The sequence below is a fragment of the Pseudomonas sp. PDM18 genome (assembly GCF_014852585.1).
Taxonomy (GTDB): domain Bacteria; phylum Pseudomonadota; class Gammaproteobacteria; order Pseudomonadales; family Pseudomonadaceae; genus Pseudomonas.
In genome coordinates, this window is the sequence record NZ_JACVBX010000004.1 from 364,022 (window position 1) to 378,859 (window position 14,838).

At 59.0% G+C, this 14,838-nt stretch carries 18 protein-coding genes and 2 tRNA genes; 13 read left to right on the forward strand and 7 right to left on the reverse strand.

Features of this window, described 5'->3' with window-relative positions:
* Window positions 1-36 precede the first annotated feature (36 nt).
* A tRNA-Val gene (locus IB274_RS11770) sits at window positions 37-113 on the forward strand.
* A gap of 240 nt (window positions 114-353) precedes the next feature.
* On the opposite strand, the gene IB274_RS11775 is transcribed toward IB274_RS11770, so the two are convergent.
* Window positions 354-668, reverse strand: coding sequence for a hypothetical protein (locus IB274_RS11775; RefSeq protein WP_192432096.1), 315 nt, complete (start codon window positions 666-668; stop codon window positions 354-356).
* Window positions 669-1,188: 520 nt separating this feature from the next.
* Between IB274_RS11775 and IB274_RS11780 the strand changes: the two genes are divergently transcribed.
* Window positions 1,189-1,644: a DUF4946 domain-containing protein gene (locus IB274_RS11780; protein WP_263866335.1), complete on the forward strand. Its 456-nt coding sequence runs from the start codon at window positions 1,189-1,191 to the stop codon at window positions 1,642-1,644.
* A 68-nt stretch (window positions 1,645-1,712) separates the two neighbouring features.
* Here IB274_RS11780 and IB274_RS11785 read toward each other — a convergent pair whose 3' ends face one another.
* Together IB274_RS11785 and IB274_RS11790 are read right to left on the reverse strand one after the other, a co-directional pair.
* Entirely contained in the window at window positions 1,713-1,937 is a 225-nt protein-coding gene (locus IB274_RS11785) for a hypothetical protein (RefSeq protein ID WP_138212887.1), read from the reverse strand.
* 443 nt (window positions 1,938-2,380) lie between these two features.
* A complete protein-coding gene (locus IB274_RS11790) occupies window positions 2,381-2,734 on the reverse strand; it encodes a histone-like nucleoid-structuring protein, MvaT/MvaU family (RefSeq protein ID WP_081518110.1) in 354 nt (117 codons plus the stop codon).
* Window positions 2,735-2,988: 254 nt separating this feature from the next.
* Between IB274_RS11790 and IB274_RS11795 the strand changes: the two genes are divergently transcribed.
* The 11 genes from IB274_RS11795 (at window position 2,989) to IB274_RS11845 (ending at window position 11,878) form a co-directional block, all read left to right on the forward strand.
* Window positions 2,989-3,822 carry an alpha/beta fold hydrolase gene (locus IB274_RS11795; RefSeq protein ID WP_192432099.1) on the forward strand — a complete coding sequence of 278 codons (834 nt, stop codon included), beginning with the start codon at window positions 2,989-2,991 and terminating at the stop codon, window positions 3,820-3,822.
* 241 nt (window positions 3,823-4,063) lie between these two features.
* Window positions 4,064-5,986: a threonine--tRNA ligase gene (gene thrS / locus IB274_RS11800; protein WP_151186450.1), complete on the forward strand. Its 1,923-nt coding sequence runs from the start codon at window positions 4,064-4,066 to the stop codon at window positions 5,984-5,986.
* Window positions 5,986-6,537 (forward strand): translation initiation factor IF-3, encoded by a 552-nt coding sequence (gene infC / locus IB274_RS11805; protein ID WP_174824622.1) that lies wholly within the window; start codon window positions 5,986-5,988, stop codon window positions 6,535-6,537. The genes thrS and infC overlap by 1 nt, the downstream gene beginning before the upstream one ends.
* A gap of 60 nt (window positions 6,538-6,597) precedes the next feature.
* Window positions 6,598-6,792 (forward strand): 50S ribosomal protein L35, encoded by a 195-nt coding sequence (rpmI, locus tag IB274_RS11810; protein ID WP_017516491.1) that lies wholly within the window; start codon window positions 6,598-6,600, stop codon window positions 6,790-6,792.
* 21 nt (window positions 6,793-6,813) lie between these two features.
* Entirely contained in the window at window positions 6,814-7,170 is a 357-nt protein-coding gene (rplT, locus tag IB274_RS11815; protein WP_045217787.1) for a 50S ribosomal protein L20, read from the forward strand.
* 97 nt (window positions 7,171-7,267) lie between these two features.
* The gene (gene pheS, locus IB274_RS11820) at window positions 7,268-8,284 is read left to right on the forward strand and encodes a phenylalanine--tRNA ligase subunit alpha (protein WP_192432100.1); all 1,017 of its coding nucleotides are present in this window, start codon (window positions 7,268-7,270) and stop codon (window positions 8,282-8,284) included.
* Between the two features lie 34 nt (window positions 8,285-8,318).
* Window positions 8,319-10,697, forward strand: a complete 2,379-nt coding sequence (pheT, locus tag IB274_RS11825; protein WP_192432102.1) for a phenylalanine--tRNA ligase subunit beta — start codon at window positions 8,319-8,321, stop codon at window positions 10,695-10,697.
* A 3-nt stretch (window positions 10,698-10,700) separates the two neighbouring features.
* Window positions 10,701-11,003: an integration host factor subunit alpha gene (gene ihfA / locus IB274_RS11830; RefSeq protein ID WP_003090661.1), complete on the forward strand. Its 303-nt coding sequence runs from the start codon at window positions 10,701-10,703 to the stop codon at window positions 11,001-11,003.
* Entirely contained in the window at window positions 10,984-11,340 is a 357-nt protein-coding gene (locus IB274_RS11835) for a MerR family transcriptional regulator (RefSeq protein ID WP_045217778.1), read from the forward strand. Before ihfA ends, IB274_RS11835 begins: the two co-directional genes overlap by 20 nt.
* Before the next feature lie 85 nt (window positions 11,341-11,425).
* A tRNA-Pro gene (locus IB274_RS11840) sits at window positions 11,426-11,502 on the forward strand.
* A 142-nt stretch (window positions 11,503-11,644) separates the two neighbouring features.
* A complete protein-coding gene (locus IB274_RS11845) occupies window positions 11,645-11,878 on the forward strand; it encodes a hypothetical protein (protein ID WP_192432103.1) in 234 nt (77 codons plus the stop codon).
* On the opposite strand, the gene IB274_RS11850 is transcribed toward IB274_RS11845, so the two are convergent.
* From IB274_RS11850 to IB274_RS11865, 4 genes are read right to left on the reverse strand one after another with little or no spacing between them, the layout of a single operon-like run.
* Window positions 11,875-12,990, reverse strand: a complete 1,116-nt coding sequence (locus IB274_RS11850; RefSeq protein ID WP_192432105.1) for a tyrosine-type recombinase/integrase — start codon at window positions 12,988-12,990, stop codon at window positions 11,875-11,877. The two genes, IB274_RS11845 and IB274_RS11850, sit on opposite strands and share 4 nt — an antisense overlap.
* Window positions 12,990-13,202 carry a hypothetical protein gene (locus tag IB274_RS11855; RefSeq protein WP_088418198.1) on the reverse strand — a complete coding sequence of 71 codons (213 nt, stop codon included), beginning with the start codon at window positions 13,200-13,202 and terminating at the stop codon, window positions 12,990-12,992. The genes IB274_RS11850 and IB274_RS11855 overlap by 1 nt, the downstream gene beginning before the upstream one ends.
* A complete protein-coding gene (locus IB274_RS11860; protein WP_412548420.1) occupies window positions 13,199-13,495 on the reverse strand; it encodes an AlpA family transcriptional regulator in 297 nt (98 codons plus the stop codon). Before IB274_RS11860 ends, IB274_RS11855 begins: the two co-directional genes overlap by 4 nt.
* Window positions 13,461-14,753 carry a hypothetical protein gene (locus IB274_RS11865; RefSeq protein WP_192432108.1) on the reverse strand — a complete coding sequence of 431 codons (1,293 nt, stop codon included), beginning with the start codon at window positions 14,751-14,753 and terminating at the stop codon, window positions 13,461-13,463. Before IB274_RS11865 ends, IB274_RS11860 begins: the two co-directional genes overlap by 35 nt.
* Window positions 14,754-14,838 lie beyond the last annotated feature (85 nt).

Consider the following 14,838-nt stretch of genomic DNA (forward strand, 5'->3'; position numbering starts at 1 on the left):
CTCTAAAACGATCGCGTAGAATGCGCCCCACACGACAGGCACATAGCTCAGTTGGTTAGAGCACCACCTTGACATGGTGGGGGTCGTTGGTTCGAGTCCAATTGTGCCTACCAAACAAATCCGCTTCCGGCGGTACTTAGAGGGCGATCCGAAAGGATCGCCCTTTTTGTTTTGGGGTATTCCAAGCGGGCGGCCTCGGCGGTTCACGCATTGCGCCGCTTTCGTCTCCGCTTCCTTTGTTCCTGGTGATTCCCCGTTCCGGTGGTGGTTCAGTCTCTGCATTGCTTGCGCAGGCTTTCGTGGATGGCGGGGTCGAGTGTTGCTGGGTGGAGTGGAAGTGGGCCAGATGGGCGCTAATTCATCGCGTTTCTGCGCTCGCTGTAGGCTTCGTACTGTCGGCACTTCTGTTCGGCATTGGCAAACGCCTGATCGGGCGTCTGGTCGCCGTGGTAGCCGAAGCGCACGAAGTACCTGACGACGACCTGGGTGTCCGCATCGAGCTTAGCGCCCCCTTCGTGGACTGCCGCAATCGCCTGCTGTTCGGTTTTTCCCTCGTTTCTATACAGCGCGCCCGCGCGCGCGAACAGGCCGATGCCGGTGCAGAAGTCAGAGGCCTGGGCGCCGCTGGCAAGCGTCATTAGCAGGAGCAACGCTGTGAGCTTCTTCATGTGACCTCACTGAGCCTGCGATCTGGTTCTCCGTCCTGATCAGTATGGCGCTTGCTCTGGTCTTCTGCCTGCACGTCTGGCGTGCGCTGCGAGGCTTTCTCTCTGGCTCCGGGCTTCTCGAAGAGCTTGAGGTGGTTGTAAGTAAAAAGCACGATGCAGTGCGTCGGACGTTGTCTTGTCGGTGGTTATCAAAACGAGGGCCGCCACTATGACCACCGTCGTGCCCACCGAAGAGTGGCCGGTAGAGTGACTTTGGACAGCGTAGATAGCATCGAAGCACCGTGTGGCGTGAAAGACCGGCAACACTAAACCTGCGTCGACGCTGGCGTCGCGAGTAATAGCGTGCCGACTCGGTAAAGAGTGTGTCGGCCGTGATGCATTCCGGCTTGTCGATTCCGTGGGGTGATCTAAGCGCGCCTGCTATGTTGGTCGTTGTCTGTGCTTGGAGGTGATGATGAGGGCTCTGCGATCTTGCTTACTCACCGGTGCGTTGCTGGTTCCGCTGCCGGCCTTAGCGGAAATGCAGGTGATCTGGCCGCAGGGTTGGGAGGTTTCGCGCTCGCCAGCGGAAGCGACTGCTGATGCGCCGGTGGTTCGTCAGCGTGGCGTGCGCTTGGCGGAGGATGGATCCCAGGATCTGGTCATGGAGGTCACACGCAGTCGGCTCGGCTCTGCCGCCAAGGTCAGTGTCGAGAATGTCATCGTCGAGATGCGCAAGGCGTTGCAGAAGGACTTCATGCGCCAGGGGTTCCAGGCAGCGTGCAGTAAGCCAATGGATGCAAAGCTGGGTGGGTTGGCCGGGCTGGAGGTGCATTGCGGCATCAGTCAGAACGGCGCCGAGGTGCTCAAGCAGACCGTGCAGGTCGCGTTGGGTGATGGGGCGGCTTACTCGCTGACCTATGCGGCACCATCGGGGCGCTATGCGGCGCTGATGGCGGAGATCGAAGCGGTGAAGGCGGGCATCAGTCTGAATTGAGGCGCCGCTTTTATAGGTGGCCGAACAGCAAAAGCCCCGCTCATGCGGGGCTTTTTTCGTTTTCAGGCTCAGGCAGCGATGGTGGCTTGCACTCGCTGAATCACCGCGCTCAGCGGTACCTCGCCCTGATATTGCTGAGGGTAGAGGCGTTCGGTGTGCTTGGCGATGCCATGCTCGTTCACCAGGGTGAAGCTGAAGCCATGCTTGCGCTTGGCCTGGATAACGCAGTTCAGAGGGGCGAAAGCCGCCGAGAGGGTGCGAATCGCCTCCTGGATTTGCAGGGAGGTTTTCATTGTCTTGTCTTTCCAAATAGGTAACGGTCCTATGACCGTCGAAATCGTCAAAAGCTCCGGGTGCGATCTGAGAATGCAGAAAACGTATGACCGGAATATGGCAGCGATTGGAAACTTGAGGGTCTGTTCGCGTCAGGCTGCGATGTTGGGTGAAAGCAGAGGATCTGACGTGGGGCGCTGATCGCTCGGGCAAATGTTCCTGGCGCGGTTGGCGTGCTCTGGAATCGATGCGGAGGATGCGCTGGCCGTGGCCCTGTAGAGCCCAGCTTCTGCCCTGGATCAGGTAGGGAGTGCTGGGAGGGGCGACCTTGGGTTTGGTGCTCGCTGTCGGCCAGTATAAGGATTTCTTCTAACGATGGCTAGTTTTTATACAGCCGTCTGTCAGAAATCGCCGAGCGAGGGAGAGATTCCGCGGAGCGGGAGCGCTCCGCGGAAGATCAGCATTACTGCAGCCAGGATTCCACGGTGTCGCCACCGTATTGTTGTTTCCAGGCTTTCAGGGTCTTGTGGTTGCCGCCCTTGGTCTCGATGGTCTCGCCGTTGTGCGGGTTCTTGTAGACCTTCAGTTGGCGGGTGCGGCGCGGCTGTTGTGCGGCAGCCGGCTCGGTGGAGTTCTGCGGGTCGAGAATGTTGATGACGTTGCGCAGGTTCATGCCGTACTGGTCCATCAAGGCTTGCAGTTGATCCTTGAACTCCAGTTCTTTCTTCAGGCCGCCATCGCTCTTGAGTTTCTCGAGCAGGGCGAGTTGTTCCTGGAGTTTGCGCTCGGCTTCGCGGAATTCCGCAAGTTTGGACATCTGGGTGCTCCCGTATGCAGGGTGATTAGTACGGCGCGATTCTGTGTTCTTGTGATTGTTCGCGTCAACTGAATATATGAATTGTTGCGATTGGGAGGCACGCTTTAAATGTTAAGGGCGCATGAAGGGTTGGTCGATTAATTGATCAATGAGGGATAATGCCCAGGCTAAAGGGTGTGGCGGTATTTTTCGTCGCTCAATAACCCCTGTGAAATCTGTGTGCTTTATTGTGGTGCGTTGCGTGCGAGTGCTGGATGAATAACGAGATAGTGCAATACCGGGTCAATGATTATGAACTGACGTGCCAGGTTGCCGGGCAGGGCGTGCCGCTGCTGCTTGTGCATGGGTCACTCTGTGACTACCGCTACTGGCAGGGGCAGGTTCAGGCGTTGTCTGCCCGTTATCGTGTGGTGGTGCCCAGCCTGCGCCACTATTTTCCCGAGCAGTGGGATGGCGCGGGGTCGGGTTTTACCACGCAGCAGCATGTCGATGATCTGTTGGCGTTGCTCGATCAGTTGCCCTGTCCGGTTCACCTGCTGGGGCATTCGCGGGGCGGTAATATCTGTCTGCGTGTGGCGCTGGCGGCTCCGCAGAAATTGCTCTCGTTGACGCTCGCCGATCCCGGCGGGGACTTTGCCGATGATGTTTTTGCGGGGGTAAATATCGAGGCGCCAGTATCTCCCGTGGAACGTAATCAGTTTCGTCAGCAGGCGCTGGAGATGATTCGAGCGGGGGCGGTGGAAGAGGGGCTGCAACTCTTCGTCGATACTGTCAGTGGTGCGGGAGTCTGGTCGCGGTCTTCCCGGCAATTCCGCGAAATGGCGACAGCTAATGCGATGACATTGGTTGGGCAGGTCGCCGATCATCCTGTGCCTATAAAACATGAGCAGATCCTGCAATTGCAGTTGCCGGTATTGCTGATCGGCGGGGCAAAAAGTCCGGAGCCGTTTCCGCGAATCATCCAGGCATTGCAATCGACACTGGTGGATGCGCGCTCGGTGACGATTCCTGGTGCGTCCCACGGCATGAATGTGATCCGCCCTGCGTCGTTCAATCGCAGCGTGTTGGAATTTGTCGAGCAGTACTGAGCGAAGTCAGGCTTGCCGCTCGTCAGCTTCCTTAACTTGCAGTAACATCCCACGCCTTGCCCGCTATCGTTTGCGGGCAGGTTTTCGATTTCTTCCAGTGATCTACGTCCGCGCGCGAATGCGCAGGGTGCCGACAAGGCGCCTGCCACTGTGAGGCAGGCTTGCCCGGCGGGCGACGCTTACTGGCACATCCCAACCCATGTGGCCTTTCGTAGGGGTCACCACTAGGAGAGGAGGCGCCATGCCCATCATTACTCTTCCCGACGGTAGTCAGCGTTCCTTCGATCATCCGGTCAGCGTGACCGAGGTGGCGCAATCCATTGGCGCGGGACTGGCGAAAGCCACCCTGGCCGGCAAGGTCAACGGCCGACTGGTCGATGCCTGCGACATCATCGACAGCGACGCGACCCTGCAGATCATTACCCCGAAGGACGAGGACGGGCTGGAAATCATCCGCCACTCCTGCGCTCACCTGGTGGGCCATGCGGTCAAGCAGCTGTACCCGACCGCCAAGATGGTTATCGGCCCGGTGATCGACGAAGGCTTCTATTACGACATCGCCTTCGAGCGCCCCTTCACGCCGGAAGACATGGCTGCGATCGAAAAGCGCATGGCCGAGCTGATCGAGAAGGACTACGACGTCATCAAGAAGATGACGCCGCGTGCCGAAGTCATCGAGACCTTCAAGGCTCGTGGTGAGGAATACAAGCTGCGCCTCATCGACGACATGCCGGACGAGAAGGCCATGGGCCTGTACTTCCACGAGGAGTACGTGGACATGTGCCGCGGCCCGCACGTGCCGAACACCCGATTCCTGAAGGCCTTCAAGCTGACCAAGATTTCTGGTGCCTACTGGCGTGGCGACTCGAAGAACGAGCAACTGCAGCGCGTCTACGGCACCGCCTGGGCGGACAAGAAGCAACTGGCTGCCTACATCCAGCGCATCGAGGAAGCCGAGAAGCGCGATCACCGTCGCATCGGCAAGCAGCTCGACCTCTTCCACCTCCAGGAAGAAGCTCCTGGCATGGTCTTCTGGCACCCGAACGGCTGGACCGTTTACCAAGTGCTCGAGCAGTACATGCGCAAGGTGCAGCGCGACCACGGCTACGTGGAAGTCCGCACCCCGCAGGTCGTCGACCGCATCCTCTGGGAGCGCTCCGGCCACTGGACCAACTACGCCGAGAACATGTTCACCACTTCGTCGGAAAGCCGTGACTTCGCGGTCAAGCCGATGAACTGCCCATGTCACGTGCAGATATTCAATCAGGGCCTGAAATCCTACCGCGACCTACCGCTGCGTCTTGCCGAGTTCGGTGCCTGCCACCGCAACGAGCCGTCCGGCGCGCTGCACGGCATCATGCGCGTGCGTGGCTTCACCCAGGACGACGCCCACATCTTCTGCACCGAAGAACAGGTGAAGAAGGAAGCGGCTGACTTCATCAAGCTGACCCTGCAGGTCTACTCGGACTTCGGCTTCACCGATGTTTCCATGAAGTTGTCCACTCGTCCGGCCAAGCGAGTCGGTTCCGAAGAGTTGTGGGATCGCGCCGAAAGTGCGCTGGCCGACGCTCTGAACGAATCCGGCCTGGAGTGGGAATACCAGCCGGGGGAGGGGGCTTTCTACGGTCCGAAGATCGAGTTCACCCTGAAGGACTGCCTCGGCCGTAACTGGCAGTGCGGCACCCTGCAGTACGACCCGAACCTGCCGGAGCGTCTGGATGCCAGCTATATCGCCGAAGATAACAGCCGTACCCGCCCGGTCATGCTGCACCGCGCGATCCTCGGCTCCTTCGAGCGCTTCATCGGCATGCTCATCGAGCACTATGCCGGCCTGTTCCCGGCGTGGCTCGCACCGACCCAGGCAGTGGTGATGAATATCACTGACAAGCAGGGCGAATGGGCTGAAGAAGTGGTGCGTCAGCTCGAGCAAAGCGGATTCCGTGCCAAGTCTGACTTGAGAAACGAGAAAATTGGCTTTAAAATCCGCGAGCATACTTTGCTCAAGGTTCCCTATCTGCTGGTTATCGGCGATAGAGAAGTTGAATCGCAGGCCGTCGCCGTACGTACGCGCGAAGGGGCAGACCTCGGCTCGATGCCGGTCGCCCAGTTCGCTGAGCTGCTCGCTCAGGCGGTTTCCCGGCGTGGTCGCCAAGACTCGGAGTAATCATTATTAAGCGTGAAATGAGACAGGATAAGCGGGCTGTCCCGAAACCGCCGATCAACGAGAACATCACCGCCCGTGAGGTTCGCCTGATTGGTGCTGACGGTCAGCAGATTGGTGTGGTCTCCCTCGATGAGGCTCTCCGTCTGGCTGACGAAGCCAAGCTGGACCTGGTGGAAATTTCTGCTGATGCGGTGCCCCCTGTCTGCCGCATCATGGACTACGGCAAGCACCTCTTCGAGAAGAAGAAGCAAGCCGCTGCTGCGAAGAAGAACCAGCACCAGCAACAGATCAAAGAAATCAAGTTTCGTCCAGGGACGGAAGAAGGGGATTACCAGGTAAAACTACGCAACCTGGTACGTTTCCTTAATGAAGGGGACAAGGCCAAGGTATCGCTTCGATTCCGTGGTCGTGAGATGGCCCACCAGGAGCTGGGCATGGAGCTACTGAAGCGAGTCGAAACCGACCTCGCCGAAGTCGGCACCGTGGAACAGCATCCTAAGCTGGAAGGACGCCAGCTGATGATGGTCATCGCTCCCAAGAAGCGTAAATAACCTCCCGGGCACTGGCAGGCCTGATGGTTATCAGTTGTTAACGAATGCGGAGTACCAAACATGCCAAAGATGAAAACCAAGAGTGGCGCCAAAAAGCGCTTCAAAGTGACTGCTGGTGGCATCAAGCACAAGCACGCTTTCAAGAGCCACATCCTGACCAAAATGACCACCAAGCGTAAGCGTCAGCTGCGCGGCACTTCGATGCTCGCTGCTTCCGACGTTCGCCGTGTAGCGCGCTCCCTGCGTCTGCGTTGATTTCTGGTAGAGGATAAATAAATGGCTCGTGTTAAGCGTGGCGTGATTGCCCGTCGTCGTCACAAAAAGATTCTGAAGCTCGCAAAAGGCTACTATGGCGCGCGTTCGCGCGTGTTCCGTGTTGCCAAGCAGGCGGTAATCAAAGCAGGCCAATACGCCTACCGTGACCGTCGTCAGCGCAAGCGTCAGTTCCGCGCTCTGTGGATCGCTCGTATCAACGCTGGTGCTCGTCTGAACGGTCTGTCCTACAGCCGTCTGATCGCTGGCCTGAAAAAAGCGGCCATCGAGATCGACCGTAAGGTCCTGGCCGATCTGGCTGTGAACGAAAAAGCGGCGTTTACCGCAATTGTCGAGAAAGCGAAAGCCAGCCTGGCTTAAGCCCCGCGACAGTTACCGGATCTTGGTCCGGACGTAACGTCACCGATAGGGGAAGAGCCTTACCGCTCTTCCCCTATTTTGTATCTGGAGTTGGTACATGGAAAACCTGGACGCGCTGGTCTCGCAGGCCCTGGACGCCGTGCGGAACACCGAAGACGTCAACGCCCTGGAGCAGATCCGGGTTCACTACCTCGGCAAGAAAGGCGAGCTGACCCAGGTCATGAAGACCCTGGGCGACCTGCCGGCCGAAGAGCGCCCCAAGGTCGGTGCGCTGATCAACGTCGCCAAGGAAAAGGTTCAGGATGTGCTGAACGCCCGCAAGGCCGAGCTGGAGGGCGCCGCCCTCGCCGCCAGGCTGGCTGCTGAACGCATCGATGTGACCCTGCCGGGCCGTGGCCAGTCCTCCGGCGGCCTGCATCCCGTCACCCGCACCAAGGAACGCATCGAGCAGTGCTTCACCCGCATCGGCTATGAAGTGGCCGAGGGGCCGGAAGTCGAAGACGACTACCACAACTTCGAAGCACTCAATATTCCGGGCCACCACCCGGCTCGTGCCATGCACGACACCTTCTACTTCAATGCGAACATGCTGCTGCGCACCCATACCTCGCCGGTACAGGTCCGCACCATGGAAAACCAGAAGCCGCCGATTCGCATTGTCTGCCCGGGCCGCGTCTACCGCTGCGACTCCGACCTGACCCACTCGCCCATGTTCCACCAGGTCGAAGGTCTGCTGGTCGATGAAGACGTCAGCTTCGCCGACCTCAAGGGCACCATCGAGGAATTCCTCCGCGCCTTCTTCGAGAAGGAATTCTCCGTCCGCTTCCGCCCGTCCTTCTTCCCCTTCACCGAGCCTTCGGCGGAAGTCGACATCCAGTGTGTGCTTTGCAGCGGCAAGGGTTGCCGTGTCTGCAAGCAGACCGGCTGGCTGGAAGTCATGGGTTGCGGCATGGTCCACCCCGACGTGCTGCGCATGTCCGGCATCGATCCCGAGAAATACCAAGGCTTCGCGTTCGGCATGGGTATCGAGCGCCTGGCCATGTTGCGCTATGGCGTGAACGACTTGCGCCTGTTCTTCGACAACGATCTGCGGTTCCTCGGCCAGTTCCGCTAGCCCGCACGACCGTCAACGCATTTAGGAGAGCAGGATGAAATTCAGTGAACAGTGGCTGCGGAGCTGGGTAAATCCGCAGGTATCCCGTGACGAGCTGGTGGCTCGTCTGTCCATGGCCGGCCTCGAGGTCGACGCCGTGATCCCGGTTGCCGGCCAGTTTAGCGGCGTGATCGTGGGTGAAGTATTGTCGACCGAACAGCACCCGGACGCCGACAAACTACGCGTCTGCCAGGTCAGCAACGGTTCGGAGACCTTCCAGGTCGTCTGCGGCGCGCCGAATGTGCGCCCGGGCCTGAAGATCCCCTTCGCCATGATCGGCGCCGAGCTGCCGGGCGACTTCAAGATCAAGAAGGCCAAGCTGCGCGGCGTTGAATCCAACGGCATGCTTTGCTCGGCCAAAGAGCTGGAAATCAGCGAAGAGAACGCCGGCCTGATGGAGCTCGCCGCGGATGCGCCCGTGGGCGCCAACATCCGCGACTACCTCGAACTGAACGACGCCTCCATCGAGATCGGCCTGACCCCGAACCGCGGCGACTGCCTGTCACTGACCGGCCTCGCCCGTGAAGTCGGCGCGCTGTATAGTGCCGAGGTTAAGCCGGTGGTGGTCAACGCTGTTGCTCCGCATATCGATGATGTACGCAGCATCGAGCTGCTGGCGCCCAAGGCTTGCCCGCGCTACCTCGGTCGCGTGATTCGCAACGTCGACCTGAGCAAGCCGTCCCCCTTGTGGATGGTCGAGCGCTTGCGCCGTTCCGATATCCGCAGCATCGACGCCGCCGTCGACATCACCAACTACGTGATGATTGAGCTGGGCCAGCCGATGCACGCCTTCGACCTCGACGAGATCAAGGGTGGCATTCGCGTGCGCATGGCGGAGGAGGGCGAGAAGCTCGTCCTACTCGACGGCCAGGAAGTCACCCTGCGTGCCGACACCCTGGTCATCGCCGACCACGAACGCGCCCTGGCCATTGCCGGCGTGATGGGCGGTGAGCACAGCGGCGTCAGCGCCAAGACCCGCGACCTGTTCCTCGAAAGCGCCTTCTTCGACAACATCGCCGTGGCCGGGAAGGCTCGTTCCTATGGTCTGCACACCGATGCCTCGCACCGCTTCGAGCGCGGCGTGGACTCGCAGCTGGCCCGTCGCGCCATGGAGCGCGCCACCGAGCTGCTGCTGCAGATCGTCGGCGGCGAAGCCGGTCCTATCGTCGAGCAAGCCAGCGAAGCCGATCTGCCGAAGGTCGCGCCGGTCACCCTGCGTGCTGAGCGTATCGCCCAGATGCTGGGCATGACCCTGGAAAACGCCGAGATCGAGCGTCTGCTCAGCGCTCTGGAATTCGACATCCAGAAAGCCGGTGCCGATGCTTGGACCGTGGGGGTGCCGAGCCATCGCTTCGACGTTTCCATCGAAGTCGACCTGATCGAAGAGTTGGGCCGCCTGTACGGCTACAACCGTCTGCCGGTTCGTTATCCGCAGGCCCGCCTGGCGCCGAACACCAAGTCCGAGTCCCAGGCCGAACTGCCGGCGTTGCGCCGCCTGCTGGTCGCGCGCGACTACCAGGAAGCCATTACTTACAGCTTCATCGATCCCAAGCTGTTCCAGCTGTTCCATCCTGGCGTCGAGCCGCTGATGCTGGCCAACCCGATCTCCGCCGACATGGCCGCCATGCGCGCCTCGCTCTGGCCGGGTCTGGTGAAATCCCTGCTGCACAATCTCAACCGCCAGCAGACCCGCGTGCGCCTGTTCGAAAGCGGTCTGCGCTTCGTCGGTCAGCTGGAAGGGCTGGTGCAGGAAAATATGCTTGCCGGCGTCGTCTGCGGCGCCCGCCAGCCGGAAGGCTGGGCCAACGGCCGCGAGAACGTCGACTTCTTCGATGTGAAAGCCGACGTCGAAGCGCTGCTGGGTAACGCCGGCGCTATCGAAGCCTTCACCTTTTCCCCGGCAGAGCACCCGGCGCTGCATCCGGGCCAGACAGCCAAGATCGAGCGCGACGGCGTGCTGGTCGGCTACCTGGGCGCCCTGCACCCAGAGCTGGCCAAGGCGCTGGACCTGGATCGTCCGGTATACGTCTTCGAGCTGGTTTTGGCCGAAGTCGCCAAGGGCCGCTTGCCGAAATTCAGCGAACTGTCGCGCTTCCCCGAAGTTCGCCGTGACCTCGCGCTGATCGTTGATCTGGATACCCCGGCCGAATTCGTCCTGGCAAATATCCGTGAAACGGCGGGCGAATGGCTGACGGACCTCAGGCTCTTTGACGTCTACCACGGTAAAGGCATTGATCCGCATAGAAAAAGCTTGGCCGTTGGCTTGACCTGGCAGCATCCATCACGCACTCTTAATGATGACGAGGTGAACGCGACTACGCAGAATATCGTCGCCTCGCTGGAACAAAGGTTCAACGCCACGTTAAGGAAGTAACGTATGGGGGCTCTGACGAAAGCTGAAATTGCTGAACGTCTGTACGAAGAGCTGGGCCTGAATAAGCGGGAAGCCAAGGAACTGGTGGAGCTCTTCTTCGAAGAGATTCGCCAGGCGCTGGAGCATAACGAACAGGTGAAGTTGTCGGGTTTCGGCAACTTCGATCTGCGCGACAAGCGCCAGCGTCCCGGGCGCAACCCGAAGACGGGAGAGGAAATCCCGATTACAGCCCGGCGCGTCGTCACCTTTCGTCCAGGGCAGAAACTGAAGGCCAGGGTTGAAGCTTATGCTGGAACCAAGTCATAACGACGAGTTGCCCCCCATCCCGGGCAAGCGCTATTTCACCATTGGTGAAGTGAGCGACCTTTGCGCGGTGAAGCCGCACGTGCTGCGGTATTGGGAACAGGAGTTCCCGCAACTCAACCCGGTCAAACGAAGGGGCAACCGGCGCTACTATCAGCGCCAGGATGTGCTCATGATTCGCCAGATCCGTGCGCTGCTTTACGACCAGGGCTTCACCATCGGCGGAGCCCGTCAGCGCCTTACCGGCGACGAAGCACGCGACGATGCCACTCAGTACAAGCAACTGATTAGGCAGATGATTGCCGAATTGGAAGACGTACTTCATGTGCTGCGCAAGTAACTGAAAAAAATGAAAAAAGCGCTTCTCCAAAGCAAATGCTTGGGGTATAGTGCGATCCGCTTCTGGGGGAACTTGGAAGCAACGTCGGGGCGTAGCGCAGCCTGGTAGCGCACTTGCATGGGGTGCAAGGGGTCGAGTGTTCGAATCACTCCGTCCCGACCAAATTTGATAAGCGGCTCAAGTACTTACAGTGCTTGGGCCGTTTTCATTTCTGGACTGCGCAAAACTAGCGCAAAATGCGCGCAAAACTATGTTGGCATTCTTGATAAAACCCCTTCGCTGGGGCTGCAATCTGGTCGCGGCAATGGCGAGCATTCTGTCCGGCTGGTTCTGGTACCTGTCGGCTGAACAGCAACAAACAGCATACAACCTGACCGTCAGGCCACTGTGTGTTGATCCTGCGCAGACAGAGCGTGTTGCCAATGCAATTTCTCAGCTAACTGCAATGTCCTTACAGTTCAATATTTGGGCAGCTGCGGGAGCGGCGGTAGTAGGTTTCTCCGCCGGTATAGCGTTTTTTCTGACTCTTCCGGACTAAGAGCTAGGGAGAATAAGGCTTAAGTCGAGGTCCGGAATTGCATCCGACCAAATCACTTCGGCATGGTCCCGCTGATAGTTCTTCGTCATCTCTGCGCTGGCATGCCCAGCGATCTTCTGGCCGTCTTTCCCGGCCTTCTTATACAAATGCAGCGACAGGGCCCTGATCTCATGGAAGCCCGGCATCTCTTCGTCTTTCCATCCTGAATAGCAGGCTGCAGCGTCCCTCGCTTCCTTGAATGCCCTGGACAGATAACGCTCATCGATCTTCGTCCAATGCTCCTTTCGGTCAGCAAGCCCCAGCTTCCGGTCCGGCCGCCGATGGATCAGGAAGGGGGAGGGGATGCCATCGTTACACCGATCCAATACATCCTGCAGCTCAGGGGTAACTTGGAAACGGATCCAGGCTGCATCCGATACTTTGGCTGTCTTCTGCTGGATGACGTAGAGAAACCCGTCCCGGATATCGTCGAATTTCATCGACAAGATGTCTGATCGCCTCTGGCCAGTGATCAGCGCAAGATCAATCGCATTCTGCAGCCAGCTCGGGGACTTCTCTCTGATCGCCTTGAGTCCTTCCCCGGTGTGGCGCTTGCGCTGCTTCTTTTCGATCCTGGGGATAGTCCCAGCTGCAGGATTATCCGGGGATAGTCCTTTGGCGGCAGCATGGTTGAAGATATCGATAAGTAGGGCTCTGGCTTGGTTGGCAGCTCGCGGGGTCAAACCATCGAATAGTTCGGCGGCCATTCGAAGAGTGATTTCATCCACGGCCTGAGACGGCCAGGCTGTTCTGAACTGCCTGAATCTCACGGCGTAGAGTTCCAGGGTGGCTTTCGCCAACTCGCGCGGCGGCAGTACTTCGCGTTGGTAGTAATCCAGAAAGTCGACAAACAAGGTTGTAGTCAGGCCTTTAACCTTGGCAACCAAGTCGGCACCTTCCATGAAGGTGAGATTCAGTTGTTTGGCAGCATCAATTGCCTTGAGGCGATCCTTTCCGAATTGAAACCAGACGCCATCAGTAGGGCGCCTGTACCTGAAAGTCCCACGCCGACTATCGAGGTAGAGATTCTGCGGAAGGGATCTATTTGCCTTATTGCGAGGACGCGGTGACATCAGCAGTGGTCCTTGAGCACCATGGCGACCAGTTCGTTGCTTGTCCCCTTATTGAAAGCTCGCCAATCCACATACCAAAGCTTGCCGATCCTGACGCCCGGAATATCACCATTCCGGATCTGGTTACGTATTGTCTGACTGCAGAGCGGCGTGCCATTTGCTCCCCAATACCGACGCTGGAACTCGGCAATCTTGATCAGTTCTCTGCTCATGCTTCCCCCTCAGGCTTCCAGTCCTCTCCATTGAGTCGAGCGGAGATCCACTGATCGATTTCTAGGGAGTCCCACCCCACTATCGATGGGCCGATCTGTTTGGTCTTGGGAAACGCTCCCGTGCTCATCCAGAGATAGATGGTCGAGCGCTTGATTCCGCAAAGATGAATCACCTCGGGTAAGCGCAGTATTCTGCGAGTGCGTGCCTTCGATTCCATTTTTCTTACTCCATCGCTACCACTTGATCCGCTGGTGTCATCAAATGGCGTAGCCGCGCCTGATGTAACGGTCATTTATGAGTCCAATGACGTGCTTTTCGAGGTCGCGAGTGCTGTAGCCCTTGGCGGTGTAGTGGTCTTCGATCACATGCCAGAAGGGGAGCGTTCTCCCGACCTCAAGCGCTTTTTTTGGCGGGATGCGCTCCCGTGCGATCAGGCTGGCGAACTGGCCCAGGAACATCTCGCAGTTCTTGCCGGAGAAGCCCTGAGCGGTCTTGTAGTAGCGGCGGTACTCGGTGCGTTCGATGAGCGGATCGGCTTCCACCTGGACCTTGGTGTCGAGGCTGATCAGCGACCAGAAAGCATCGAAGATCCCTTCCCGGGAAATGAGCTTGTAGTTGTCGCAGGCGTACTGCCAGAGGCCTTGCAGGTGCGGGCAAAGGCCCTCGTAGGTGCGGCAGCCGATCACCTCGCCAGAGGTCATCGTGGAGCCTTCGGAGAACTGCTGGATGATGGAGTGGTGATAGCGGAACTCGATGCGCCACACGGTTTCCAGCGGGTTGAAGGCAGGTTCACCATCGCCGAAGGGATCGCCGTTCAGGGAGGCCCACACCGATTCCCAATAGTCGAGTTTGTCGGTCGCTCTCGCCTGCAGCGTCTTGTTGTAGAGGCACATCTGCAGGCCGTTAGCCGAGCCGAACATGAAGGTCTCACCACGCCCATAGACCGAGGCGTTGCCGTCGTATTCGATGCGGTCGATGCCGCTGATCTGGCGGACACGTCGGGAGCGGCAATGCATACGGTCCACGAAGTCTGCTGGCGGGGTCCAACCCTGCACGTCGAGTGCGATGTGGACGGCGCACTGGTTCACCTCGCAGGCGGAGAGCACGCCTGCGGCCAGGTCATCCATTACGCCCTGCAGGATCTTCGGATCGGCGCCATCCAGGGCGTGTGGCGACACTTCAATCTTGAGGTGCGGGCCGATGTTTTCGAGCTTCACGTTGTGGTTCTTGATCAGCAGGATCAGGCCCATGTCGGCGTTCTGTAGGCGGTACTGGTAGCCCGAGTCCCGACCGATGCGGCCCTTGGCCCACTTGTAGCCGGCGAAGTTCACGATGTCCTCCGGCTCATCGAACAGCGCCATTACTTCCGGGCGGATCATGCCGTTGTACAGCTGCCGCACGGTATCGACGCCACAGCGCAGCAGGCGCACACCCGACAGGTCGGCGAATCTGCCGTTGCTCGGGTCCATGAAAATCCGTCCTTCGGACGACTCATAAAAATCCCCGTTCTCCTTGAGGATCAGGCGGAGGGGGTGAACTGCCTTTTTCATTCTTTCGTACCTTCAATGAGGTTTATTGAGGTGCTTACTCGTTAGCTATCCGACGTGTTACAGGGTCGTCGGCCGCGCCTTCGGC